General features: G+C 63.4%; 22 protein-coding genes. 10 read left to right on the forward strand and 12 right to left on the reverse strand.

Features of this window, described 5'->3' with window-relative positions:
• Nucleotides 1-2: 2 nt before the first annotated feature.
• Nucleotides 3-944: an L-threonylcarbamoyladenylate synthase gene (locus GRI68_RS11750; RefSeq protein WP_160617423.1), complete on the forward strand. Its 942-nt coding sequence runs from the start codon at nucleotides 3-5 to the stop codon at nucleotides 942-944.
• Between the two features lie 3 nt (nucleotides 945-947).
• On the opposite strand, the gene GRI68_RS11755 is transcribed toward GRI68_RS11750, so the two are convergent.
• The 5 genes from GRI68_RS11755 to GRI68_RS11775 form a co-directional block, all read right to left on the reverse strand.
• Nucleotides 948-1,739 carry a head GIN domain-containing protein gene (locus GRI68_RS11755; RefSeq protein ID WP_160617424.1) on the reverse strand — a complete coding sequence of 264 codons (792 nt, stop codon included), beginning with the start codon at nucleotides 1,737-1,739 and terminating at the stop codon, nucleotides 948-950.
• Nucleotides 1,740-1,857: 118 nt separating this feature from the next.
• Nucleotides 1,858-2,394 carry a CarD family transcriptional regulator gene (locus tag GRI68_RS11760; protein ID WP_160617425.1) on the reverse strand — a complete coding sequence of 179 codons (537 nt, stop codon included), beginning with the start codon at nucleotides 2,392-2,394 and terminating at the stop codon, nucleotides 1,858-1,860.
• Nucleotides 2,395-2,605: 211 nt separating this feature from the next.
• Nucleotides 2,606-2,944 carry a ferredoxin FdxA gene (gene fdxA, locus GRI68_RS11765; RefSeq protein ID WP_160617426.1) on the reverse strand — a complete coding sequence of 113 codons (339 nt, stop codon included), beginning with the start codon at nucleotides 2,942-2,944 and terminating at the stop codon, nucleotides 2,606-2,608.
• Nucleotide 2,945: 1 nt separating this feature from the next.
• Complete coding sequence (locus GRI68_RS11770; RefSeq protein ID WP_160617427.1) at nucleotides 2,946-3,257, reverse strand: RNA-binding S4 domain-containing protein; 312 nt, start codon at nucleotides 3,255-3,257, stop codon at nucleotides 2,946-2,948.
• Entirely contained in the window at nucleotides 3,257-5,815 is a 2,559-nt protein-coding gene (locus GRI68_RS11775; RefSeq protein ID WP_160617428.1) for a helicase-related protein, read from the reverse strand. Before GRI68_RS11775 ends, GRI68_RS11770 begins: the two co-directional genes overlap by 1 nt.
• 185 nt (nucleotides 5,816-6,000) lie before the next feature.
• Between GRI68_RS11775 and GRI68_RS13975 the strand changes: the two genes are divergently transcribed.
• From GRI68_RS13975 to GRI68_RS11805, 6 genes are read left to right on the forward strand one after another with little or no spacing between them, the layout of a single operon-like run.
• Entirely contained in the window at nucleotides 6,001-7,620 is a 1,620-nt protein-coding gene (locus tag GRI68_RS13975) for a peptidoglycan DD-metalloendopeptidase family protein (protein ID WP_160617429.1), read from the forward strand.
• A 50-nt stretch (nucleotides 7,621-7,670) separates the two neighbouring features.
• Nucleotides 7,671-8,666, forward strand: coding sequence for a porphobilinogen synthase (gene hemB / locus GRI68_RS11785; protein ID WP_160617430.1), 996 nt, complete (start codon nucleotides 7,671-7,673; stop codon nucleotides 8,664-8,666).
• On the forward strand, nucleotides 8,659-9,240 hold the full coding sequence (locus tag GRI68_RS11790; protein ID WP_160617431.1) for a GNAT family N-acetyltransferase: 582 nt from the start codon (nucleotides 8,659-8,661) through the stop codon (nucleotides 9,238-9,240). Before hemB ends, GRI68_RS11790 begins: the two co-directional genes overlap by 8 nt.
• Nucleotides 9,237-11,432, forward strand: coding sequence for a spermidine synthase (locus tag GRI68_RS11795; protein WP_160617432.1), 2,196 nt, complete (start codon nucleotides 9,237-9,239; stop codon nucleotides 11,430-11,432). The genes GRI68_RS11790 and GRI68_RS11795 overlap by 4 nt, the downstream gene beginning before the upstream one ends.
• Nucleotides 11,433-11,460: 28 nt before the next feature.
• On the forward strand, nucleotides 11,461-12,030 hold the full coding sequence (locus GRI68_RS11800; protein ID WP_160617433.1) for a gamma carbonic anhydrase family protein: 570 nt from the start codon (nucleotides 11,461-11,463) through the stop codon (nucleotides 12,028-12,030).
• The gene (locus GRI68_RS11805; protein WP_160617434.1) at nucleotides 12,011-12,292 is read left to right on the forward strand and encodes a DUF167 domain-containing protein; all 282 of its coding nucleotides are present in this window, start codon (nucleotides 12,011-12,013) and stop codon (nucleotides 12,290-12,292) included. The genes GRI68_RS11800 and GRI68_RS11805 overlap by 20 nt, the downstream gene beginning before the upstream one ends.
• Here the strand turns inward: GRI68_RS11805 and GRI68_RS11810 are convergent.
• From GRI68_RS11810 to GRI68_RS11835, 6 genes are all read right to left on the reverse strand, one after another.
• Nucleotides 12,289-12,936, reverse strand: a complete 648-nt coding sequence (locus GRI68_RS11810; RefSeq protein ID WP_234028791.1) for a YoaK family protein — start codon at nucleotides 12,934-12,936, stop codon at nucleotides 12,289-12,291. The genes GRI68_RS11805 and GRI68_RS11810 overlap by 4 nt on opposite strands.
• A gap of 76 nt (nucleotides 12,937-13,012) precedes the next feature.
• Complete coding sequence (locus tag GRI68_RS11815; RefSeq protein ID WP_160617436.1) at nucleotides 13,013-14,632, reverse strand: cisplatin damage response ATP-dependent DNA ligase; 1,620 nt, start codon at nucleotides 14,630-14,632, stop codon at nucleotides 13,013-13,015.
• Between the two features lie 3 nt (nucleotides 14,633-14,635).
• The gene (locus GRI68_RS11820) at nucleotides 14,636-15,667 is read right to left on the reverse strand and encodes a ligase-associated DNA damage response exonuclease (protein WP_160617437.1); all 1,032 of its coding nucleotides are present in this window, start codon (nucleotides 15,665-15,667) and stop codon (nucleotides 14,636-14,638) included.
• Nucleotides 15,668-15,701: 34 nt separating this feature from the next.
• Complete coding sequence (locus GRI68_RS11825) at nucleotides 15,702-17,393, reverse strand: M1 family metallopeptidase (RefSeq protein ID WP_160617438.1); 1,692 nt, start codon at nucleotides 17,391-17,393, stop codon at nucleotides 15,702-15,704.
• 72 nt (nucleotides 17,394-17,465) lie between these two features.
• The gene (gene clpA, locus GRI68_RS11830; RefSeq protein WP_160617439.1) at nucleotides 17,466-19,835 is read right to left on the reverse strand and encodes an ATP-dependent Clp protease ATP-binding subunit ClpA; all 2,370 of its coding nucleotides are present in this window, start codon (nucleotides 19,833-19,835) and stop codon (nucleotides 17,466-17,468) included.
• 116 nt (nucleotides 19,836-19,951) lie between these two features.
• Nucleotides 19,952-20,155 carry a DUF1192 domain-containing protein gene (locus GRI68_RS11835; protein WP_160617440.1) on the reverse strand — a complete coding sequence of 68 codons (204 nt, stop codon included), beginning with the start codon at nucleotides 20,153-20,155 and terminating at the stop codon, nucleotides 19,952-19,954.
• A gap of 136 nt (nucleotides 20,156-20,291) precedes the next feature.
• Between GRI68_RS11835 and GRI68_RS11840 the strand changes: the two genes are divergently transcribed.
• The 3 genes from GRI68_RS11840 to GRI68_RS11850 all read left to right on the forward strand — a co-directional run bounded on the left by GRI68_RS11840 (nucleotide 20,292) and on the right by GRI68_RS11850 (nucleotide 23,324).
• Nucleotides 20,292-21,272 carry an NAD(P)H-quinone oxidoreductase gene (locus tag GRI68_RS11840; protein WP_160617441.1) on the forward strand — a complete coding sequence of 327 codons (981 nt, stop codon included), beginning with the start codon at nucleotides 20,292-20,294 and terminating at the stop codon, nucleotides 21,270-21,272.
• A gap of 77 nt (nucleotides 21,273-21,349) precedes the next feature.
• The gene (locus GRI68_RS11845; protein WP_160617442.1) at nucleotides 21,350-22,297 is read left to right on the forward strand and encodes a UDP-2,3-diacylglucosamine diphosphatase; all 948 of its coding nucleotides are present in this window, start codon (nucleotides 21,350-21,352) and stop codon (nucleotides 22,295-22,297) included.
• Nucleotides 22,298-22,301: 4 nt separating this feature from the next.
• Nucleotides 22,302-23,324 carry a glycosyltransferase family 4 protein gene (locus GRI68_RS11850; RefSeq protein ID WP_160617971.1) on the forward strand — a complete coding sequence of 341 codons (1,023 nt, stop codon included), beginning with the start codon at nucleotides 22,302-22,304 and terminating at the stop codon, nucleotides 23,322-23,324.
• Here the strand turns inward: GRI68_RS11850 and GRI68_RS13785 are convergent.
• The gene (locus GRI68_RS13785) at nucleotides 23,321-24,463 is read right to left on the reverse strand and encodes a roadblock/LC7 domain-containing protein (RefSeq protein WP_234028792.1); all 1,143 of its coding nucleotides are present in this window, start codon (nucleotides 24,461-24,463) and stop codon (nucleotides 23,321-23,323) included. The genes GRI68_RS11850 and GRI68_RS13785 overlap by 4 nt on opposite strands.
• Nucleotides 24,464-24,466: the final 3 nt, after the last annotated feature.

Genomic DNA, 24,466 nt, shown 5'->3' on the forward strand with positions numbered 1-24,466 from the left:
GCATGGGCAGCAAGGACGCTACGGAAATGCTGGCGGCGAACGCCGCAGGAATCGCCCGTGCCGCCGAAATCCTGCGCAATGGCGGCCTAGTCGCGTTGCCAACCGAGACGGTTTACGGTCTCGCAGCCCGCGCCGACAGCGCCGAGGCGGTGGCGAAGATCTACGAGGCCAAGGGCCGACCGAGCAACAATCCACTGATCGTCCATTGCGCCGATTTGCGCCAAGCCGAGGAACTCGGCCAATTCGCTCCGGCTACGCGCGCCGCGGCGCAGCTCTGGCCGGGGCCGCTCACCCTAGTGGTCCCACTGATGCAGGGCGCCGACATTGCCGCGCGCGTGACCGCCGGCTTGCCGACGATCGCTCTGCGCGTTCCGGCCCATCCGATCATGCATGCCGTCATCGAAGCCGCCGGGGTGCCGGTAGCGGCTCCCTCTGCCAATCGCAGCGAGACGGTCAGCCCGACCACCGCTGACCACGTCGTCGCAACTCTGAATGGTCGGATCGACGCGGTGCTCGATGGCGGCGCAACGGCCTGCGGGCTCGAATCGACGATTCTCGCCATTCGTGAAGACGGGGTGGGGGAAATCCTGCGACCCGGCCCGATCGCGGCGGAGGACCTTTTACGGATAGGGGTCGCCTTGCGCGAGGGCCGGTCGACGACGATCGAAGCGCCAGGCCAGCTCTCGCGGCATTATTCGCCGGGCAAGCCGGTGCGCTTGAACGCGCAGGAAGCGGAGGCGGATGAATTCCTCATCGGCTATGGCGACGTGGAAGGCGATTTTTGCCTCTCGAGCGGCAACCTCGAGGAAGCGGCGTCGCGTCTTTATGCAGCGCTGCACGATGCCGCGCGGTCGCCCGAGCCGCGGATAGCAGTCGCCCCGATCCCGCATGAGGGAATCGGGGCAGCCATCAACGATCGGCTCCGCCGCGCGGCAACAGAATAGCGATTACTCGCCCGCTTGCGGTGCCTCGGGAGCGGCAGGCGCCTCAGCGGCCTTCGTCGCGGCACCCGGTTTGCATGTGAGAGAGCCGGAACCGACCGCCTTGATCGTGCACTTGGCCGAACCGCGCACCGTCACGTCGCCCGAGCCTACGGCCTTGGCTTTTACCGTACCGTCGGAGGCGAACGTCGCATTGCCGGAACCGACGATATCGACGTCGGCATTTTCGACCTTTAGCCCGGCCATCTTGCCGCTGCCCGAACCGGCGATCTTGAGTTCAAGTTCGCGCGCGGTGCCCTCGGCTTCGATCTGCCCGCTGCCCGCGATCGCGATCTCCAGCTCGTCGCTATCGATTCCCTGGAGGTGAGCCTTGCCGCTGCCTGCAATCTTGACCTCGGCTTCCTTGGCCACGCGGCCGGTTGTAACCGAGCCCGACCCCGCGATGGTGATCTTTTCAGGCGCAGGCATGGTCACGGCGATCGAGACCGGGGTGGCGACGCTGGTTGCGTTGTCGCGGTGGATGGCGAGTTTGCCGTCCTCGAGCACGAAGCGCAGTTTAGCGACTTCCTCGGCATCGCCGCTCGGTTCGATCACTAGCGTATCGCCTTCGCTCAGGCTCACACGGTCGGGCCCGGCTAGCACGATCTCGGTCGGTGCATTACCGCTGGTATCGAGTTCGGCCAGTGGAACACCGTCATCGTCGCCGAACGAGATGCTCGAAGTGCACCCGCCCAGCCCTCCGGCCGCCACCATGGCCGCGATCGGCCCCAGCATTTTTGCAAATTTTCCCAGACGCATCACGTCACCTCCTTCATTTGTGTATTGCTGAGGTAATACACATTGGATTCAGATACAACAAGGCCGCGCCGATCGCTCGACGCGGCCCTGAATCTGGTCGACGAACGACGCGATGCGCTTACGCGTCTTCCTCGTCATTGTTGTAATATTGCGGCGCATGTTCGCGCAGCACGTCGAGGATCTTTTCCAGCGCCGTCGGCTCGTCGGTCTTTTCCATCGCCGCGAGTTCGCGGGCGAGGCGGCTCGATGCCGCTTCGAAGATCTGGCGTTCGGAATAGCTCTGTTCGGGCTGATCGTCAGGGCGGAACAGATCGCGGGTCACCTCGGCAATCAGCACGATTTCGCCCGAATTGATCTTTGCTTCGTATTCCTGCGCGCGGCGCGACCACATGGTACGCTTGACCTTGGGCTTGCCCTTGAGCGTTTCCATCGCTTCCTTCAGCGACTTGTCGCTCGACAGCTTGCGCATGCCGATCGCTTCGACCTTGTTGGTCGGAACGCGGAGCGTCATGCGTTCCTTTTCGAAGCGAAGAACGTAGAGTTCGAGCTGCATGCCGGCGATTTCCTCGCTCTGCAGTTCGATCACACGGCCAACACCGTGCTTGGGATAGACGACATAATCGCCGACATCGAAGGCGAGCGCCTCATTGGCCATTCGGTAATCCTTTCACGTGCGGGCGGAGGGGAAGGGGCAAGCCTGCGCCACGGCGCAGTCGGCCACCGTCCCAAATCGGCGCCCAATTAAGCGAAACCGCCTGGCAAACGGGGGAGGCCGCGGGCGGGATGCTGCGCATTATAACGAATTTTCCGTCAAAAAGCGAGTCTGTTGCGCGTGGGCGCACATTCGCATCGCGAAGGAGGCGAGATCAGTCGCCCTCGCCGGGCTCGGTCGAGAAATACTTCTCGAACTTGCCTTCCTCGTCCTTATGCTCGTCGGCATCGGCCGGCGCTTCGCGCGAGACGGTGATATTCGGCCATTCTGCGGAATATTTGGTATTGATCTCGAGCATCTTCTCGAGCCCTTCCTCGGTATCGGGAAGGATCGCCTCGGCCGGGCATTCCGGCTCGCACACACCGCAATCGATGCACTCGCTGGGATTGATGACCAGCATGTTCTCGCCCTCGTAGAAACAGTCGACCGGACACACGTCGACGCAATCCGTGTACTTGCACTTGATGCACGCTTCGGTGACGACGTAAGTCATTTCAGTCTTGCTCCCTGGGGGCGTAATGCGCTGTTTCGTCGCCCGCTATGGCGGAAAGGGTCGACTCGTCAAGGTCGCGATAGCATGCGCGTGCTTCGCCGGGCGGTCCGCGCCGCTTCGGAAGACACAGGATTTCGACGATCCGTACGCCGTCGTCCGTCGGCAGCGTCAGCACATCGCCGATCGAGACCTGGCGATGCGCCCGGATCACTCGTTCGCCGTTCAAGCGCAGAATACCGCTTCCGACAAGCGCCTGCGCCGCGCGGCGCGTCTTCGAGAGGCGCAGCACGTGCAGAAGCTTGTCGATTCGCATCAGGAAATAAGCTTGCCCAGCTCGGCAAAGGGGTTGCCGGGAACGGGACCCTTGTCGCGGCGGGGTGGCTTACCGCCCTTATGACTCTTGCCGCGCGCCTGCCCCTGTCCAGAACGGGCGGGGGCGGAGCCCCGTCGAGGCTGCCAACGCCACCGCGGCTGGGCCGGCGGCCCGAACTCGCCTTCGGCCAGCGGCTTGACATCCTTCGCCTTGAACCCCCCAGCGCGCATCAATTGCAGGATCGTCTCTGGCGTCATCCCGGTGCTGATCGCGAGCGAGGGGTCTAGTATGAATTGCCGGGCCTTGCCTTCGACGCGGGTCTTGTGCGCTTCGCGGAGAATCTTTTCGGCGCTGTCGAGCCTCAGCGCCTGCTTGCCGAACACGCGATACGCCAGCGGGACAGGCTTGGTTGCCTCAAGCACCGGCTGCATCTCGTCGGCCAGCGGCGGAAGGCGGCGGCCTGAAATTACCGCTAGCGCGCGCCATATCGCAAGCGCCTTGCGCTTGAGCATGGCCGGATGGAAAATATCCAGCGCCCCCACCGTCACGCCGAGGCGCGAGAGCATCTTGCGCTGATCGGGATCGAGCGCGTCGAGACCCGAACTGGTCCGCGGCACCATTCCGCCGCGTTCGGAGAGGCTGACGAGCAGCGCGCGCAATTCCGATCCGGCATCGAAATCCTTTGCCGCCGCAGCGAGCTTGCGCAGCGGAACGAGCGGCTCCAGTGCTGTGGCGAGCCACGCTTCGAGTGCGCTGATCAGTTCGGATTTCGCATCGTCGGGCAGCAGCACCAGATTGCGATGCGGCGCCAGGCGAGGTGCAAGCAGATCGTTGTGCACCTCGATCAGCGCGAGCGGCCGGCCCTCATGGACCAGTTGGCTTTCGTCCAGTGTGACGATCGCAGGCGTTTCGCCGATCGCCTTGGCCAGCGTGCGCGCCTTGTCCGCGAGGAGGCGCGGCAAATGCTTTTCCGCTGCGGCATGGAGCATTCGGCTGTCCTCGGCGCTCGCATCGCTATCGGCGCGGAAGGCGAAGCCCTCCAGCGTGCCCAGACGCTCTTCGTCGACGAGTACGATATCGTCGGCCACGGTTACGGGCAGGCTGCTGCCGTCTTCGCCCATCTTCTTCATCAGTAAACTCGTCCTTCGATTGACGAAACGTTCGGTCAGCCGCTCATGTAGCGCATCGGATAGGCGGTCTTCCACCTCTCGCGCGCGGGCCGACAAAGCTTCGCGCTGTTCGACCCAGTCGGGCCGTTCGGCAATATAGGTCCAGCTGCGGATCGCGGCGATGCGTTGCTGAAGCGTGTCGATATCGCCGCCAGTGCGATTGAGCTCGTCGATCGCCTTGGCGGCCTGCGCTGCGGGTATCGCCCCTTCACGCAATTGTCGCCACAAGCGCGCGACGAAGCGGGCATGATTGTCGATCCCGTAATTGCGGAAATCCGGCAGCGAGCAGGCGTGCCAGAAGCGTTCGACCTGCCGAGAGCCCGTGATCAGCCCGGCAATTGCAGGATCTCCGGCAAGCTTTCGCAGCACGGCAAGGTCGGTCGCCTCGGGCGGTTTCATCAGCCCGGCTTCGCGCGGCGGGGCGTCGAGATCTTCGATCAACACGGCAAGATTGTCGTAACGCGGGTCGGGTTCGCGCCAATAGAGGCCGGTTAGCGGGGGGAAACGATGTTCCTCGATCGCGAAGACCTCCTCGTCCTCGAATTCGAGTTCGCGCTTGCCGGTCCCGGCAATCGTGCCGAAGGTCCCGTCGCGTTGATGACGGCCCGCGCGCCCGGCGATCTGCGCCATTTCCGAAGTGGTCAGCCGGCGTCGACGGACACCATCGAACTTGCTGAGCCCGGCAAAGGCGACGTGATCGAGATCGAGATTGAGGCCCATCCCGATCGCATCGGTGGCGACGAGGTAATCGACCTCGCCCGACTGGAATAGGTCGACCTGCGCGTTCCGGGTCCGCGGCGACAAAGCGCCGGTCACCACCGCGGCGCCGCCACGCAGGCGCCGCAGCATTTCCGCAGCGGCGTAAACCTCCTCGGCCGAGAAGGCCACTACGGCGGACCGCGAGGGCAGGCGCGAAACCTTGCGCGCAGGCGCGTGGCTTAAAGTCGAAAACCGCGGGCGGGCGGTGATTTCGCTTCCTGGCAAGAGCGACCGGACGAGCGGCGCAAGGGTGTCCGAGCCGAGCATCATCGTCTCCTCGCGTCCCCGCGTGTCGAGCAAATGCTTGGTGAAAGTATGCCCGCGTTCGCGGTCGGCGCCCAATTGCGCTTCGTCCAGAGCGAAAAAGGCCCAATCTGCGTTCCGCGGCAGGGCTTCGGCGGTGCAGAGGAAGTAGCGAGCGCCTTGGGGCACGATCCGCTCTTCCCCGGTGATCAGCGCGACTTCTTTAGGAGGCTTGAGTTTGCAAACCCGATCGTAGACTTCGCGGGCGAGCAACCGCAGCGGAAAGCCGATTGCGCCGCTCGAATGCGCGCACATCCGCTCGATCGCGAGATGCGTCTTGCCGGTATTGGTGGGTCCGAGGACCGCGTGGACCTTGTGCGCGACCATGTCGACACCCTGCTTAGGGGGCCTGCCCGCCTTCGGGCAAGCGCGCGCGCGACTCGGTTCACCGCACACAGGATTCGCTTAGCCGAAGATTAACTTTGTTTCGGCTAGCTTTCGTCGCAGAAATCGGCGCTGGTGGCGACGCGCGAGCCTTGCCCGCCATGTGCGCGAATTGAGGAATTCGATCAGTGTACAAACCCGTTCCCGAGCATGAGACGGCCGGCACCGCGAAAGACGGTGCCCCCAAGCTCGCGCTCGGAATGGCTTTGAATAGCGACGAATCCGATACCGCACGCGCCGGAGACCTCTCTGGATTTGACTTACGCACGCTAGCGGCGCGCTACGAGAACTGGCGCATCGCGACCGGAGAAAAACTCAAGGCGATGGAAATTGCGCCCGATCTGGGCCGGAACATTGGTAGTCGCCGCTGGCTACGCGGCGCAGCAACTTTCATCGGGTTGACCGTGCTGGCGTTCGCTCTCGGGCCCAGTTTCGATCCGATCCATGCGGCACCTCCGGCAGCGATCGACGATACCGCGCGTGACGAATACCGCTCGATGATGATCATGCCGCTGGCCGAAGGCGGCGAAAGCGGACGGATTACCGGGGCAAGCCTGGCCGTCACTCCGCTGAAGAACACGCCCGAACGGCCGACGATCGAGCGCAGCCTGTCGCTGCCGCGCGGCGGATCTTTCGCCGGCCTTCTCCGCCGCGCCGGGCTCCAGAGTGCCGATGCAAGCGCCGCCGAAGAGCTGGTGGGCGGGGTGGTGCCACTGTCCGAGATCGACGCCGGAACCCAAATCGACCTCACGCTGGGCCGCCGCCCGCAGGCCGGAGCGCCGCGACCGCTGGAGAACCTGAGCTTCCGTGCACGGTTCGATCTGGTGCTCGAATTGCAGCGCGGGCCGGATGGGAAGCTGGCTGCGATCAAGCGCCCTATCACGGTCGACGACACGCCGCTGCGCATACGCGGCAATGTCGGCGAAGGTCTGTATCGCTCTGCTCGTGCCGCAGGAGCTCCCGCGCGTGCGATCCGCGATTATCTGCGTCTGATGGGCGGTAGAGTCAGCCTCAATAGCGAGGTCGGTTCGGACGATACGTTCGACATGGTGTTCGAATATGCGCGCGCGGCGACGGGCGAGGTCAAACTGGGCAAGCTGCTCTATGCCGGGCTCGAGCGTTCGGACAAATCCGACATCGAACTCACGCGCTTTGGCGACAAGGGCAAGTTCTTCGATGCCAAAGGCAAGGGCGAGCTGAGCGGCGGGCTCTCGCGCCCCACCTCTGGCCGCATGACGTCAGGCTATGGAATGCGCAAGCACCCGATCCTCGGCTATCGCCGGATGCATGGCGGGCTCGATTTCGGTGGCGGATACGGCGCGCCGATCTATGCAGTGACCGATGGCGTTGTCTCCAGCGCAGGCCGCGCAGGTGGCTGTGGGAACGCGGTGCGATTGAACCACTCCGGCGGGCTGCAATCGCGCTATTGCCATATGAGCCGTATGGTGGTGCGCAGTGGTCAGCGGGTCAAACGTGGCCAGGTGATCGGCTATATCGGATCGACCGGGCTCTCGACCGGCCCGCACCTTCATTACGAACTCTACCAGAGCGGTCGGCGCGTCGATCCGCGCTCGGTCAAATATGTCGAACAGGAAACGCTCGGCGGGCGGCAACTGGCAGCGATGCGCGCGACGATGGCGCGACTGCGGGATGTCCAGCCGGGCGCCGCACTGGACAGCCTGGTCGATACCGGGCCGGCTGCTGACGAGCCGGTGCGTGAAATCGATCGGATCGGCCCGGACGAGTGAGGATAAGGAAAGGGCTGACAGCGGTCGCGCAATGCGGCTAGGCGGAGCGCATGGACGGAACCTATCCCTATACCCGCTTGCGGCGCAGCCGTACTCACCGCTGGAGCCGCGCGATGGTCCGCGAGAACGCGCTCGCGCCCAGCGATCTGATCTGGCCGCTGTTCGTCACCGACGGGACCGATGTCGAAGATCCTATCGCTACACTGCCGGGCGTTTCGCGCTGGTCGGTCGACCAGATTGCGGAGCGTGCCAAGGAAGCCGTCTCGCTCGGTATTCCCTGTCTCGCGCTCTTTCCCCATACCCCTGCGGAAAAGCGTGACGCAACCGGCAGCCACGCCCGCGACGCCGACAACCTGATGTGCCGCGCGACCAGGGCGATCAAGGAAGCTTGCGGCCACGATATCGGCGTCCTGACCGATGTCGCGCTTGATCCCTATACCGATCACGGACAGGACGGGCTGCTCGACAAGACGGGCTATGTCGTCAATGACGATACGGTGGATGCGCTGGTCGGCCAGGCACTCAACCAGGCGGCATCTGGCGCGGATATCATCGCTCCGTCGGACATGATGGACGGCCGCATCGGTGCGATCCGCGAAGCGCTTGAGCGAGAGGGTCATACCAACGTCCAGGTGATGAGCTACGCCGCCAAATATGCGTCGGCATTCTACGGTCCGTTTCGCGACGCGGTCGGCTCACGCGGGCTGCTCAAGGGCGACAAGAAAACCTATCAGATGGACCCGGCCAATAGCGACGAGGCTCTGCGCGAAGTCGCGCTCGACCTGGCCGAAGGTGCGGACAGCGTGATGGTGAAGCCCGGCCTGCCCTATCTCGACGTGGTTCGTGCGGTGCGCGATGCGTTCAACGTCCCGGTTTTCGCCTATCAGGTGAGCGGCGAATACGCGATGATCGAAGCGGCTGCCGCGGCGGGGGCGGGGGATCGCGATGCGCTGGTTCTCGAAACTTTGATGGCGTTCAAGCGCGCCGGGGCGAACGGAGTGCTGACTTACCACGCCGCCCATGCCGCCCGACTGATGAATGGCTGACTTCCGCATCGAGACGGATAGGCTCGTCCTGCGCGACTGGCGCGACGACGCCGACTGGGAGGCTTTCTTCCGTCACACCAACACGCCTGACGTCATGACGTGGCTGGGCGGCGTGCTCGACGAGAACGGCCGGGCAGCGCAGCGTGCGCGGGTCGAAAATTGCAGCGCTGCGAATGGCTTCTGCTTCTGGCTGGTCGAACGGCAAGATGATGGCGGCCATCTTGCTGGTGAAGTGCTGGGTTTTTGCGGCCTGAAGCGCGCCGATTCGCCTGGCAGTACCGTCAATGGCGAAATCGAGATCGGCTGGCGCTTCCGCAAAGAAGCATGGGGTCGCGGCTATGCCAAGGAAGCGGCGATCGCGGCGATGAGCGCCGCATTCGATCGCTTTGGAGCAAAGCGCGTGGTGTCGATCACCGTGGTCGGCAACGAGCCGAGCTGGGGCCTGATGAAGCGGCTCGGCATGACGCGCCGGCCGGAACTCGATTACAGCGACGATCGCTACGATCCGCCGTGGCGCGATGCGATCCTTTACGACATCACCCGCGACGTATGGCGAGAAGTGGACACGAAATGACCGGACGCCTTCCCTTTCTGGTGACGATCTTGGCGGGCAGTTTCCTGCTGTTCATGGTGCAGCCGATGGTTGCGCGGCTGGCGCTGCCCAGCTTGGGCGGCGCGCCCAATGTCTGGAACAGCGCGATGCTCGTCTATCAGGCGCTGTTGCTGGGCGGTTACGCTTATGCCCATTTCATCGGGCGTTTCGCCTATCGCACGCAAGTGATCGGCCATGTCGCGTTGCTCGTCCTGGCGGCCCTGACGCTGCCGATCGCGCTTGCCGATATCGGCGAACAACGGCAGGATCTCGCCACGTTCTGGGTCCCGCTGCTTTTCCTAGCCAGTATCGGGCCGCTGTTCTTTGCTGTGTCGGCGCAGGCGCCGCTGATTCAGCGCTGGTTTGGCGCGGTGCCCGATGCGGGCGACCCCTATCCGCTCTACGCCGCGTCCAATTTTGGCAGTTTCGCAGGGCTGTTCGCCTATCCGCTGCTGCTCGAGCCCTATTGGCGGCTCGAAACGCAAACACTTGCGTGGGCGCTCGGCTACGGCACCCTGGTGTTGCTGACGGCATTTACGGGCTGGACCATGATACGCGCGCGACGGGCCGATGGCGCAACTGCCGCGGTTACCACAGCCGTGCCTCCGACCAGCGAGAAGCCTTCTACCCGTACGATCCTCCTGTGGCTTGCCCTGTCTGCCGTGCCATCGGGCCTGATGCTCTCGACCACCGCGCATCTCACCACCGATATCGTCGCGATGCCGCTAATCTGGGCCATCCCGCTAGGGTTGTATCTGCTCAGCTTCACGATCGCCTTTGCGGACAACAGGACACTGGCATTCGTGTTCTGCCGTTTGGCTCCGTCCTTCGTAATGCTGGCGGGTGGATTGTCGTTGACTGGCGCGAGCAAACTGCCGCTGATGGCAGGCCTGGCCTCGGTCGCGATGCTGTTCGTGATTGCGGTGGCGCTGCATTCGCGGCTGTTCGCTTTACGGCCCGCTCCCGATCGGCTGACTTTCTTCTACCTGATCATGTCGGCCGGCGGCGCGCTGGGCGGAGTTTTCGCCGCACTGGTTGCGCCGACTTTGTTCGACTGGGTGTGGGAACATCCGATCCTCGTTCTCGCCTCGGCGGCGCTCCTCCCTTCGCTTGCATGGTTCGACTGGCCCAGTGCACGCGGGCTCGATGAACGTACGAAGCGAATTGTCGCGCTAGGTATTGTGCTGGCGGCGGCGATCGCCGCAGCGGTGCTGTTTCGGCTCGATCCGGAAAGCGACAGCCTGCTACGGGCGATTCTTTACAGCGGGATCGCGTTGTGCGGGGTACTGCTGGCCTTCCACCGTTGGTATTTCGTGGCAGTCCTGGCGATCCTGATGGCGGCGATGGGCGGCCTGCCAGCGATCGACGCAAGCTTGAAGGGCATGCGCGAGCGGTCGTATTTCGGGGTCTACACCGTTCGGACCGATGACTATCAGAAAACGCTTGCACACGGCACGACGCTGCATGGCGCGCAATTGCTCGGAAAGGACCGACGCAACGATCCGACGACCTATTATGGTCCCAACTCGGGCGTAGGTCTTGCCATGCGCCATGCAGGTGACGATGCGAATATCGGGGTTGTCGGGCTCGGAGTGGGCACGCTGGCTTGCTATAAAAGGCCGAACCAGCATTGGACGTTTTTCGAGATCGATCCGCTGGTGGTCGGGTATTCGCGCGACGGCGCCTTCACCTTCGTTCGCGATTGCGCACCCGATGCCGAAATGGTGATCGGCGACGCGCGGATCGAACTCGCCGAAGGCCCGGCCCACCGTTACGACGTGCTCGCGGTCGATGCGTTTTCATCGGACTCGATCCCGCTTCATTTGCTGACCCGCGAGGCGCTGCAAACCTATATGCGCTCGCTCGCACCGGGCGGTGTTCTCGCGGTCCATATTTCGAACCGCTATATCGACCTCGAACCGTCGCTCGCGGCTCTGGCCGATGCCGAAGGACTCCAGGCGATGGTTCGGCGAGACAATCCGCCCGGCGGATGGCCGCTGACCTCGTCGTGGTGGGTGGTACTGGCGAAAGACAAGGCGACGCTCGATGCGCTTGCCACGTTCGATGACCAGAGATGGCTGCAAATTCGCCGCGATGGCCGCCCGGTATGGACCGATTCACATGCTTCGGTGCTTCCGTTTATTGATTGGGGCGGCATATTTTCGGGCCCGTGAGGGCAAGGTTCTCGCAAGGAGGTGCGCCATGGACGGCGTTTCGATTATTTCCATCCACGGCAAGACGCCGCGCATCCACGACAGCGCTTTCGTCGCCCCCGGCTGCCGGATCATCGGCGATGTCGAGATCGGACCGGACAGCTCGATCTGGTACAATTGCGTGTTGCGCGCCGATGTTAGTCGGATCGTGATCGGCGAACGGACCAATGTGCAGGATGGCAGCGTGCTGCATTGCGATCCCGAAAAGCCCGGCGATCCCGAAGGCTCTCCCCTGATCATCGGCGATGACGTGCTGATCGGCCACATGGCGATGGTGCATGGCTGCATCATCGAGGACCGCGGCTTCGTCGGGCTCGGAGCGATCGCAATGAACAAGGCGGTGATCGGCTCCGATGCCATGCTCGCGGCGGGCGCGATGCTGACCGAGAACAAGGTTATGGGCGCACGCGAATTGTGGGCCGGCCGCCCGGCCAAGAAATTGCGCGACCTGCCCGACCAGGCGATTGCCGGCATGCGCGCAGGCGTGGTCCATTATGCCGAGAATGCACGCCATCACGCAGCTGCGATCGAGCAGGGCCTTGGCGCGTCCGAAGGTTGATCTTCCACCGCGCGATGCCGTCCGCGCATTGTGCGATCCGCAAGGAAGGGTGGCGGTGCGGGTAACGCCCGGCGCGCGCCAGCAAGCGCTCGAGATTGCCGATGGTCAGTTGCGGGCAAAAGTGCGCGCCAAACCGACCGACGGGGCCGCCAACGATGCGGTTCTCGCCCTGGTCGCTCAAGCTTTCGGCGTGGCGACGTCACGATGCCAAATCTTGCGCGGCGCAACTTCTCGCGAAAAACTGATCGGCGTCGACTTCTAGCTGAATGCCGCGTTCCGGCTGACGGCCGAGTGTCGTTGGACATAGGCAGCGAAGATCGCGAGCAGCACGGCAAGCCCAGATGCGACCCAGAGCGCAATCGCCGGGTAATGCACGGTGGTCAGCGCCCCGCCAATTGCCCCGATCAGCAGGCTTCCCCACAGCAAGAGGAAAGGCAGTGGCGAAACGCTCGCCTTCCCGACGATTCGTTCCGCCACCAACTGCCCGACCCGCACCAATGCGCCGGTCATGTATGTAAGGCCGACGGGGCTCCCGCGATTGGCGCTCAACACCGTGTTCAACGCCCCCATCGTCAGCACCAGTAGCGCGAGTGAGACCGGCACCTGTCCCGCCGCGCGTGCAAAGGCGGCGAGCACCAGACCTCCCAGGACCAGCAGCGTCACCACCGATTTGCGCCGGTGTGGAAACCGGTCGCCCAACATAGTGCCGCCGGTCACGCCGATCACGAATCCGGCAATCAGGAGGGCGGGGACAAGCACGCGGTGGCCTCCGGTCGCAAGGTCGCGCGCGAGCAGGGTGGTGTTACCTGTCATGAACGACACGAAATAACCGTCGAGCTGAAGAAAGCCGGTCACATCGACGAATCCGGCCAGCGCGGCGACGGAATAGGCGAACCGTCTTTGCAAAGGGGAGAATCGCTGCATAGGTTTCGGCTAAGCGATCCACCGCAGGTTGAGAAGGCGAAATAACCCGCGCTTAGGCTCAATCGCGGATCAGCGCGCGCAAGCTCTCGATCCGGTCGGCTTCGTGTGGCGGTTTGTCCCAGCGGATCCGGTGGATGCGGGGAAAGCGCATGGCGAGGCCGGACTTATGGCGTTTGCTCTCGTGCACCGAATCAAATGCGACTTCGAACACGAGGCTTTTGTCGGTCTCGCGCACCGGGCCGAAGCGGTTGACCGTTTTCTGTCGCACATGGCGATCGAGCTTCTTCAGTTCGTCATCGGTGAAGCCAGAATAGGCCTTCCCAACCGGCAACAGATCTGACCCCTGGTCGGGGTCGCCATTCCAGCAGCCGAAGGTGTAATCGGAGTAGAAACTCGATCGCCTGCCGCTGCCACGCTGGGCATACATCAGCACGCAATCGATCAGCAGCGGATCGCGCTTCCATTTGTACCACAGGCCAGTCTTGCGCCCGGCCAGATAGGGCGCGTCGCGGCGCTTGAGCATCAGCCCCTCGATCGCATCGTCGCGGGCGCCTTCGCGGATTTGGGCGAGGTGTTCGAAATCGCGCGCTTCGACGAGCGCCGACAGGTCGAAATGCGAAGCGGGTAGGCGAGACATCATCTTCTCAAGTCGCTTGCGGCGCTCGGTCCAGCCAAGCGCGCGCAGGTCCTCGCCTTCCACGATCAGCGCATCGTATAGCCGCACGAAGGCAGGCGCCTCTTTCAGCATCTTCTTGCTGACGGTCTTGCGCCCCAGGCGCTGCTGAAGCGCATTGAAGCTCGCCGCTCCGCCTTCCTCTCCGCCCTGCTGATTGCCGCGGACCAGCAATTCGCCGTCAAGTACGGCGTTGACCGGCAGCACATCGAGCAGTTCGGGGAAAGTGGCCGAGATGTCGTCGCCGGAGCGGGAGTAGAGCTTGGTCTGTTCCTCTCCCGGCAGTCCGGCGCGCACCAGCTGAACTCGAATGCCGTCCCATTTCCATTCGGCTGCATATTCGTCGAGCGAGACGACGGTCTCCTCGAGGGGATGGGCGAGCATGAAAGGACGGAAGGTCGGCAGGTTCTCGGTGTCTGGCGGGTCGGTCCCGTCCGCCGCCCACGCGAACAATTCGGGATAGGGTGGCTCAAGCCCGTGCCAGTATTCCTCGACGTCGTCGATCGACACATCGAACGCTTGGGCAAAGGCCGTCTTCGCCAATCGGGAAGACACCCCGACTCGCATGCCGCCGGTCGCAAGCTTGAGGAGTGCGTAGCGCCCGTTCACATCGAGCGTGTCGAGCAGCCTGGGTAGTTCGCTCATCACGGACGCGCGCGTCATCTGCGAAAGCCGATCCACGACGTCGTTCACCGAAAGCGACGCCATGACGTCAGCTCCTTTGCCGATTTGCCCTGTTTCCCAGAGAAGGCTGGCGGTTTCCGCCGTGTCTCCGACGAAATCCCGGCTCAGCGTCCACAGGACCGGGTCGATCCGTTCCTTGAGCAGATTGCGGATGGTCGACGATTTGACCGCCGGGAAGTCGAGCTCGTCGGTCAGCGCCGCGAGTGCCCAACCTCGATCGGGATCCGGCGTCGCGCGAAGGTATTCGGCGATCAGGCGCAGTTTTTCGTTGCGGCTGCGTGTGTAGATCAGCGCATCGATCAAGGCGGCGAACTCGTCCACCCCTCAATCGTCCTCGTCTTCATAGCCGACCAGCGCGAGCGCGCGCGCGCGGCGTTGATGGAGCTGGCACCAGCGCAGCAGCGCGTCTTCGCGGCCATGCGTGATCCAGGTTTCCTGCGCGTCGACTTCCTCGATCGTGCGCGTCAGCTCGCCCCAATCGGCATGATCGGAAATCACCAGCGGCAGCTCGACATTTCTCTGGCGGGCGCGTTGGCGGACGCGCATCCATCCGCTGGCCATGGCGGTGATCGGATCCGGCAGGCGACGACTCCAGCGATCGTTGAGCGCTGATGGCGGACTGATCACGATGCTGCCGCGCATATCGTCTTTCGAATGATCGGCGACGAGCCGCAATTCGCCCAACTCGACGCCGTGCTCTTCGTAGAGCCGGCACATCTTCTCCATTGCCCCATGAAGATATATCGGTTCGGTATGCCCGGCGGCGCGCAACTCGGCGATCACCCGCTGCGCCTTGCCGAGTGCATAGGCGCCGACAAGCACGCAGCGGTCGGGATGGGCGGCCAAGCGATCGGTCAGCTTGGCCATTTCCTCGGCGATCGGCGGATGGGTGAACAGCGGTAGGCCGAACGTGGCTTCGGTGATGAAGACATCGCACGGCACGACTTCGAAAGGTGGGCAGGTGGGATCGGCGCGGCGTTTGTAATCGCCGGTGCAGACGATCCGCTCGCCTGCATGCTCGAGCAGGATTTGCGCGCTGCCCAGCACATGTCCTGCCGGGATGTAGGTCGCGTCGACAGCACCCGGAAGTCGGATCGTCTCGCCATATTCGACCGGGGTCGCCTTGGAAGGCATCGTCCCGTCGCCTTCTTCCACCCCGGTGCGATAGCGCAGTGCCATGATCGCCAGTGTTTCGGGCGTGGCAATGGTTTCCCCATGGCCACCGCGGGCATGATCGGCGTGGCCGTGCGTCACCAGCGCGCGATCGACCGGACGACCGGGATCGACCCACGCATCGGCGGGCACGACGTGGATGCCCCACGGTTCGGCTCTGATCCAGGAAAAGGGTGCGGCCATCGGGTCATTAAGTCCCCGGGCCGTCATGCGGTTCCTAGTTCCGGCGCGGTGGTGGCGGTGTCAGCACGGGTTCGGGCAGGCCGCGTAGCATCTTCGCGTCCGGATCGACCGTGAACGGCGCCGTCGCGCTGCCAAGATCGACTCGTGCACGATTGTTTTCGAATTCGGCGACGATCGTCCGTTCGCCGATCTTCACCTCGACCGGCATCTGGAAAGTGCGATTGCCGGGCACTTCCCATTCGAGGGTGAGGGTCGCGCCATCGCGTGTACCCTTGAGCAACGGCATGGCGGGCTGGCGCACATAGACGTCGAAGAACCACTCGAGGTCGCGCCCGGTTTCCTCTTCTACGATCTGCCGGAATTCGTCGGTGTCGCGGTAAATCGGGGTGATCGCGCCGGGCTTGGGCTCGGCGGTGCCGTAAACCAGGCGCGTCAGGCTGCGGAAGAATGCCTCGTCGCCGATCAGTTCGCGCAGCGTGTGGAGTATCCAGCTACCCTTGAAATAGATGTCGCCCCCCCAACCCGAACTGTCGAGATAGCTGCCCGAATCAATCCCCGCACCTGGTGCGACGGGCACCTTGCTGACGATGCGCGGCAAATACTCGTCGAGCTTCGCGCGATAGGCATCCTCGCCCGCCACATCGCGCAGGTAGAGCGCTTCCATGTAGCTCGCGGCTGCCTCGTGCAGCCACATGTCCGCGTTCGAGCGGTTGGTCATCTGGTTGGCGAACCATTCATGCGCAAACTCGTGGAACAGCAGCCAATCATACGGCTCATCGGATTCCCGGAAGCCATTGCCGTAGGCGTTGATCGTCTGGTGCTCCATGCCGAGGTGCGGCGTCTGCGCAATGCCCGCCTTCTCGTCGGCAAAGGGATAGGGGCCGATCCGGCGTTCGAACCAGTCGAGATATTTCGCCAACTCGTCGAGCATGCGCGCGGCACCGGCTTCGTCTCCGCGCAGGTGGTAGAACGCGAGCGGCACATCCTGGCCCGAAGGTGCGCGATGGGTGCGCTCTATCACGCCGTAGGGCGCGATGTTGAGCGCGATGGCATAGGTATTTGGCTGGCGCGCCGACCATTTGTAGCCGCGCCAATCGCCTTTGTCCTCGATCCCCAGCAGCTTGCCGTTACCGGCAGCATAGAGGCGCGATTCGGCGGGGACCCAGATCGTGCTGTCGACCCTTCCGATTTCCTTGGTGGGGTAATCGATGCAGGGGAACAGCAGGTCGCAGCCCTGGCCCTGCATCGCGGTGGCGATCCACGGTTCGCCATCGGAGGTCTGAGACCAGACGAATCCGCCATCCCATGGCGCATTGGGCGCGGTGCGCGGTTCGCCTTCAAAGTCGACCCGCAGCGCGATCCGGCCGTTGGCGCTGCGTGCGCCCTCAAGCGGCACAGTGAGCAGGCCATCGGTGTGCCGGAAACCTTCCGCCGGGAGCTCGATCTTGCCCAGGCTAACGCGGGTGACGCGAAAACGCTGGTCGAGCTCCATCTCGATCTTCGATGCCGGATCGGCGATTTCCAGAGCGTATTCGGCGCGGCCCTTGATCGACTGCGCTTCGGGATCGACCCAGATATCGAGCCACAGATGCTCGGGCGTGATCGCCTGCTGGTCGGCGGTTAGCGGCAGCCCCGAAACGGTGGTGCGGCGTTCGCCGAAATCCTGGGCGGTGGCAGGGACGGCAATAGCTGCCCCAAGCGCGATCACGGCAGTTGCGAACTTCAACGCTCTCTCCCTCGTGCAAACGGGCGGACGCTTTCGCATCCGCCCGCTGACTGTCTTCGTATGTTGCGCGGCTTAGCCTTCGCCGTCCGATTCGTCGGTGGCCTTCGCTCCGTCCTCGGGCGTTGCCTTCTTGGCCGGCGCCTTGCGCTTCTTCTTGGGCGAGGGCTTGGGCGCGGCCGAGCTGATGGCGAAATGCAGCGCATCGTCCTTCACGCTCACATCGACTTCGCCGCCGTTGGCCAGCTTGCCGAACAGCAGTTCTTCGGCCAGCGGCTGTTTGACCTTTTCCTGGATCAGGCGACCCATCGGGCGCGCGCCGTAGAGCTTGTCGTAGCCGCGCTTGCCGAGCCAGGCCTTGGCATCGTCGTCGAGCTGGATGTGCACGTTCTGGTCGGCCAGCTGCAATTCGAGCTGGATCACGAATTTTTCGACCACGCGGGCGATGGTATCTTGCCCAAGATAGCCGAACGGCACGACCGCATCGAGGCGATTGCGGAATTCGGGCGTGAACATGCGCTTCACCGCTTCCTCGCTCGCATCTTCCTTCGAGACGTCGCCGAAGCCGATGCCCTGACGCGCCATGTCGGAAGCGCCGGCATTGGTGGTCATGATCAGCACCACGTTGCGGAAATCGACCGTTTTCCCGTGATGATCGGTCAGTCGGCCGTTATCCATCACCTGCAATAGGATGTTGAACAGGTCCGGGTGGGCTTTCTCGATTTCGTCGAGCAGCAGGACGCAATGCGGGTTCTGGTCGATCGCGTCGGTGAGCAGGCCGCCCTGATCATAGCCGACATAGCCCGGAGGCGCGCCGATCAGGCGAGAGACCGAATGGCGCTCCATATATTCGGACATGTCGAAGCGCTTCAGCTCGATTCCCATGATACTGGCGAGCTGGCGAGCAACTTCGGTCTTGCCGACGCCGGTCGGGCCGGAGAACAGGAACGAGCCGATCGGCTTGTCGGGATCGCGCAGGCCCGCACGGCTCAGCTTCATCGCAACCGAGAGCTTCTCGACCGCGCTGTTCTGACCGAACACGACATGCTTGAGATCGCGTTCGAGATTTTCGAGCGCCTTCTTATCGTCCTTCGACACCGATTTGGGCGGAATCCGCGCCATTGTCGCGATCACGCTTTCGATTTCTTTCGCCGTGATTTTCTTTTTGCGACGGCTGGGCGGGACCAGCATCTGCATTGCGCCGACTTCGTCGACGACGTCGATCGCCTTGTCGGGCAGCTTGCGGTCATTGATGTAGCGCGCCGAAAGCTCGACCGCGGTCTTGAGCGCATCGGGCGTGTACTTGACCTTGTGATGGTCCTCGAACGCGCTTTTCAGCCCCTTGAGGATCTTCACCGTGTCCTCGATCGTCGGTTCGTTCACGTCGATCTTCTGGAATCGGCGCAGCAGCGCGCGGTCCTTCTCGAAGTGGTTGCGGAATTCCTTGTAGGTCGTCGACCCGATGCAGCGGATCGCACCGCTGGAAAGCGCGGGCTTCAGCAGGTTCGAGGCGTCCATCGCCCCGCCGCTCGTCGCGCCGGCACCGATCACGGTATGGATCTCGTCGATGAAGAGGATCGCGTGCGGCATCCCTTCGAGTTCGTTGACGACCTGCTTCAGCCGCTCCTCGAAATCGCCGCGATAGCGGGTGCCGGCCAGCAGCGAGCCCATGTCGAGCGAATAAATCACTGCTTCCTCGAGCACTTCGGGCACATCGCCTTCGACGATCTTGCGGGCCAGCCCTTCGGCGATCGCGGTTTTCCCGACGCCTGGGTCGCCGACATAGAGCGGGTTGTTCTTCGACCGGCGGCAAAGGATCTGGACGGTGCGATCGACTTCGGGGCCACGCCCGATCAGCGGGTCGATCTTGCCGTCTTCGGCGCGCTTGTTGAGATTGACCGTGAACTGGTCGAGCGCGCTTTCCTTCTTTTCCTTGCCGGGCTTTTCTTCGCCTTGCGCCTGCGCATCTTCGGCGCCCTGCGGCGGGGCGATCTGCCCGTTCTGGCCGTTCTTGCCGATGCCGTGGCTGATATAGCTGACCGCATCGAGCCTGCTCATATCCTGCTGCTGGAGGAAATAGACCGCATAGCTGTCACGCTCGGAAAAAAGCGCGACGAGCACGTTCGCGCCGGTCACCGTGTCCTTGCCCGAAGACTGGACATGCAGGATCGCGCGCTGGATCACCCGCTGGAATCCGGCGGTCGGCTGCGGATCGACCGCTTCGTCCACCTTCAGCGACTGGTATTCCTCGTCGATATACTGAGTGACGGCTGCGTCCAGTTCGCCCAAATCCACGCCGCAGGCATCCATCACCTGTGCCGCATCCTCATCCTGCACGAGAGCGAGGAGGAGGTGCTCGAGCGTCGCATATTCGTGATTGCGCTCGCCGGCATGGGCCAGCGCATTATGGAGCGTTTTTTCGAGGCTTTGGGCGAAACTGGGCATTGGTCACCTGAATTGCGGGCAGGGTATCCGTATGGATTGGGCCCGATGGGAACGATTGTCTAGCAGGTCCGGTGTGAGCGGACGTTGAACGGCGGCGGCGCAGGCGGGCCGGGGGCTCAACCGCCCGGCTTTCCGAACAGCGCATCGGCGGCAGCGCGATGGGCACTGGACTTGTCGCGATGCGCCCGCACCCGCGCGATTTCGGTCTCGAGCAAAGCGATCCGTGTATCGAGCTCTTCGACCGAATAGGGATCGAGGCTCTCCTTGGAGAGGGCTTCCGCCGCGTCACCGCGGGGCCGGGGGCGATCATCGTCGTCCATCTGCCCGGGAAATGTCGGTATTCACCGCCTTGCTGTCAATGGCACGAAAGGTTAGCCCTGCTTCAAAGCGGGCGGCCATAGCATTTCGGCCACATAACCTGCGGTGGGGACCCATATGCCAGACCTTCGGAAAACCATGCGTGCCATAACGTTCGACAGCCCGGGCGGCCCTGACGTGATGAGCTTGTCGGAAATCGATACTCCGACACCTCGCGAGGGTGAGGTGCTGATCAAGGTCGGCCATGCCGGGGTGAACCGGCCGGACGTGGTGCAGCGCAGGGGCCTGTATCCACCGCCACCGGGGGCGTCGCCACTATTGGGCCTCGAAGTCTCCGGACAGATCGCCGGGCTGGGCAAAGGCGTTTCGCAATGGGTGCCAGGCCAGAAAGTCTGCGCGCTGGTGCCGGGCGGCGGCTACGCCGAATATGTTCGGGTCGATGCGCGACATTGTCTGCCGGTGCCCGAAGGCGTCTCGATGGTAGAAGCGGCAGCGATCCCCGAAACCCTGTTCACCGTGTGGCACAATGTGTTCGAACGCGGGATGGCGGGCGAGCGGGAGACGATCCTGATCCATGGCGGTACCAGCGGGATCGGCACCACCGCGATTCAGCTGTGCAAGGCCTTCGGTATGACGGTAATCGTCACCTGCGGGTCGGAAGAGAAATGCGCTGCCGCGAAGAAGATCGGGGCCGATCACGCGATCGATTACAAATCACAGGACTTCGTCGAAGCGGTGAAGGAAATCACCGGTGGTGCAGGCGTTCAGCTGGTCCTCGACATGGTGGCGGGCGATTACGTCGCGCGGAACCTGAAATGTCTCGCCGAGAGCGGGCGTCATGTTACCATTGCGATCCAGGGTGGCGCCAAGGCCGAGATCAATATGGGCGTGGTGATGACGAAGCGACTGACCCTCACCGGATCGACGCTGCGGCCGCGCTCGGACGAGTTCAAGGCGCTGCTGGCCGACGAAATCGCAGCCAATGCCTTGCCGCTGGTCGAAGATGGCAGCTACCGGCCGGTTATGGACGAGACGTTCGCGCTGGCCGATGCGGCCGATGCTCATGCGCGGATGGAAGCGGGCGACCATATAGGCAAGATCGTGCTGGCCGTGGATTGACGTCCAATCGTCATAAATCTGTGAATCCACTGTAACAATCGGGCGGTAGCAACAGGCAAACCGGAAGGGGGTTTGCCATGCTCAAACGCTTTGCAAAGACCGATGACGGTGCGGTCACCGCGCACGATACGATCGCAGATATCGCCAATTTCGCCGGCCGCGGCGGGCATGGTCCTGCCACGCCCGAGCCGAAAGGGATCGAGCGCCGCCAGTTCCGCACGATCTGGATCTCCGATGTTCATCTCGGCACCAAGGGCTGCAATGCCGAACTGCTGATCGACTTCCTCGACCATACCGATAGCGAGACGATCTATCTGGTCGGCGACATCATCGACGGCTGGCGCCTGAAGAAAAAGTTCTACTGGCCGCCCGAGCACAACGACATCGTCTGGCGGATCATGAAGCGCGCGCGCCGCGGTACGCGGGTCGTCTACATCCCAGGCAATCACGACGAGATGTTCCGCCAGTTTACCGGGCTCAACTTTGGCGGGGTCGAAATTCGCCGCGCGGCTTTTCACGATACGGCCGACGGTCGCCGCCTGATGGTCCTTCACGGGGACGAATTCGACACGGTGATGCTGGCACACCGCTGGCTCGCCTTCGTCGGCGATGCTGCATACCATGTGATGATGCGCCTCAACGGTTGGGTCGCCACGGTGCGGCAGATGCTCGGCTTGCCCTATTGGTCGATCTCCAAAGCGGCAAAACACAAGGTGAAGAACGCCGTCGAGTTCATCGGACGATACGAAGAGGTCGTGGCGCGGGCTGCCGCCCAGCGCGGGGTGGATGGGGTGGTGTGCGGACACATCCACACCGCCGAGCACCGGACATTCGCCTTCCACGGCGACGATATCGAGTATTGGAACGACGGCGACTGGGTCGAAGGCTGCAACGCTCTGGTCGAACATGCCGATGGACGGATGGAAATCCTCGACTGGCCGGCCGAAATGGCGAAGCGCGCCACCGAAGAAGCGAGCGTGGAATCGGCCGAAGGTTCGAGTAAAGAACTGGCCGATGCCGCCTGAATCGATGCGGATCGCGCTGGTGACCGATGCGTGGGAACCGCAAATGAACGGTGTGGTGCGCACGCTCACCACCACGGTCGCAATCCTGCGCGGTTGGGGTCACGAAGTGCTCGTAGTCTCGCCCGACGACTATCTCAATTTTCCCTGCCCGACCTATCCCGAAATCCGTCTGGCGATGACGACGCGCATAGCGGTCGGCCAACGGATCGAGCGGTTCGCGCCCGACGCGGTTCATATCGCGACCGAAGGGCCGCTGGGTCTGGCAGCGCGGCGGCATTGCATCAAACGCGGTCGCGCCTTCACGACTGCCTATCACACGCAATTTCCCGACTATGTCGCGCGGCGCACGCCACTGCCGGCGGCGGCGATCTGGCCGTATATTCGGCGCTTCCACCGCGATTCGGCGGGAATTATGGTGGCGACCGCCAGCATTGCTGCAACCTTGCGCGACCAGGGCCTCCCGCATTTGCGCGACTGGAGCAGGGGAGTCGATCTCGCCCAGTTTTCGCCGGACATTCCGCGACCGGCAATGTTCGCCAATTTGCCGCGACCGATCCAGCTCTATGTCGGACGGGTCTCCGCCGAAAAGAACATCGAGGCCTTTCTCACCAGTCCACATCCCGGTTCCAAAGTGGTTGTCGGGGATGGGCCCGCGCTCGATCGGCTGCGCGCACAGTTCCCCGAGGCGCATTTCGTCGGGCGGCAGTCGGGCATCGAACTTGCTGCGCATTATGCCGGGGCCGACGTGTTCGTCTTCCCAAGCCTGACCGACACGTTCGGGCTGGTGATGATCGAGGCGCTGGCTTGCGGCACACCGGTGGCCGGTTTTCCCGTCACCGGGCCTATCGATATCCTGACTCCGGCCTGCGGAGCGATGGACGAAAACTTGACGCGCGCGATCGAGCGCGCCCTCCAGTGCGCGGAGGCCGACTGCGTCTCGGTCGGACGGTCATACAGCTGGGAAGCCAGTGCACGGCAATTCCTCGCCGCCCTTGCGCCCGAAGGCGCAGAGACGATCGCAGCTTAGAGCGACAGCCCGCCTTCCACCCGGCGAAGCTCATGTCGCGCCATGGCAAGTGTCGCCGCCTTGCGATCGAGCACGACACACAGAAACAACCCATCGTTCGAGCCGAGCGGCCGCAGCAGGTGATATTGCGAAAACAGAGTGACGATAACGTCCTCGACCTCGTCCTCCATTCCGATCGCGCGAATGGCCTTGCGCTTTGCCCGAAGCATTTCGGTGTTCCCGGCGACGGCGATATCCAAGTCCATACCGCCGGCCTCACCGACACTTGCCAGCGGCATCCCGCTTTCGATCTCTACCAACGCCGCCGCAAGCGCTCCTTCGATCTCGAGCAATTGTGCCAGAGCGGTGTGGATTGCATCGTCTCTCGCGGTCGTTTTGCCGGTCGCGGGCGGAGGCGAGACATCCGCTTCGGCCGCGCCTTCCGCTGGTAGCGGATCGAGTGCTTGCCGCTTGCGCTTCTTCGGCGTGCGCCCTTCCGCCGGAACGGACTCTGCCTCCGGTTCTTCTTCCGCCTCGACAACCTCGTCGGCCACGGGTTCCCCGGGATCGCGCCGCATATTGGCGATCACCGAGCGCCAACCCTCGCGGGGCATGTCGCCTTCGTCGGTGGCCGAATGGTGCTCGGGCGCGATTTTTGACGCCGGGAGCGGTTCGTCTTCGACCAGCGTATAGTCGACGACGCCCAGCACCGCGTCGATCGTATCTCCGTCGCTGGCACAGGGCAGGGCGATGGCGCGATAGCCGATCGCCGATCCGTCCTCGTTTACGAACTCCGCTTCGAAACCGACCGCAGTCCGGTTGGCCACCGCTTCGAGATAATGCTCGGTGATACGCGACAGCACCGAGCGCGCGGGCACTTCGGAAATGTCCTGCGGCAGAATTCCGTCGAGGCCGAGCCACAGCTGGGTGCCGATATGCGAAATGATCGGCGCGGTATCCTCGCCCACGATGCGGATCAGCACCGAGTGATCGACAAAGTCGCATTCCTGGTGGCCGAGCAATTCCTGCTGGGAGGGGACCGCGCCATCCTGGTGGCACCGCGTCCACAGATCATATGCCATGAGATCGCGGCGCTCGGCGGGCGGCACGGCGGTATCGTCCTCGAAATCGCGGCTCGCTGCGTTCACGGATGTCCCCAAGTC

This window comes from Alteriqipengyuania halimionae (genome assembly GCF_009827575.1).
GTDB classification, from domain to species: domain Bacteria; phylum Pseudomonadota; class Alphaproteobacteria; order Sphingomonadales; family Sphingomonadaceae; genus Alteriqipengyuania_A; species Alteriqipengyuania_A halimionae.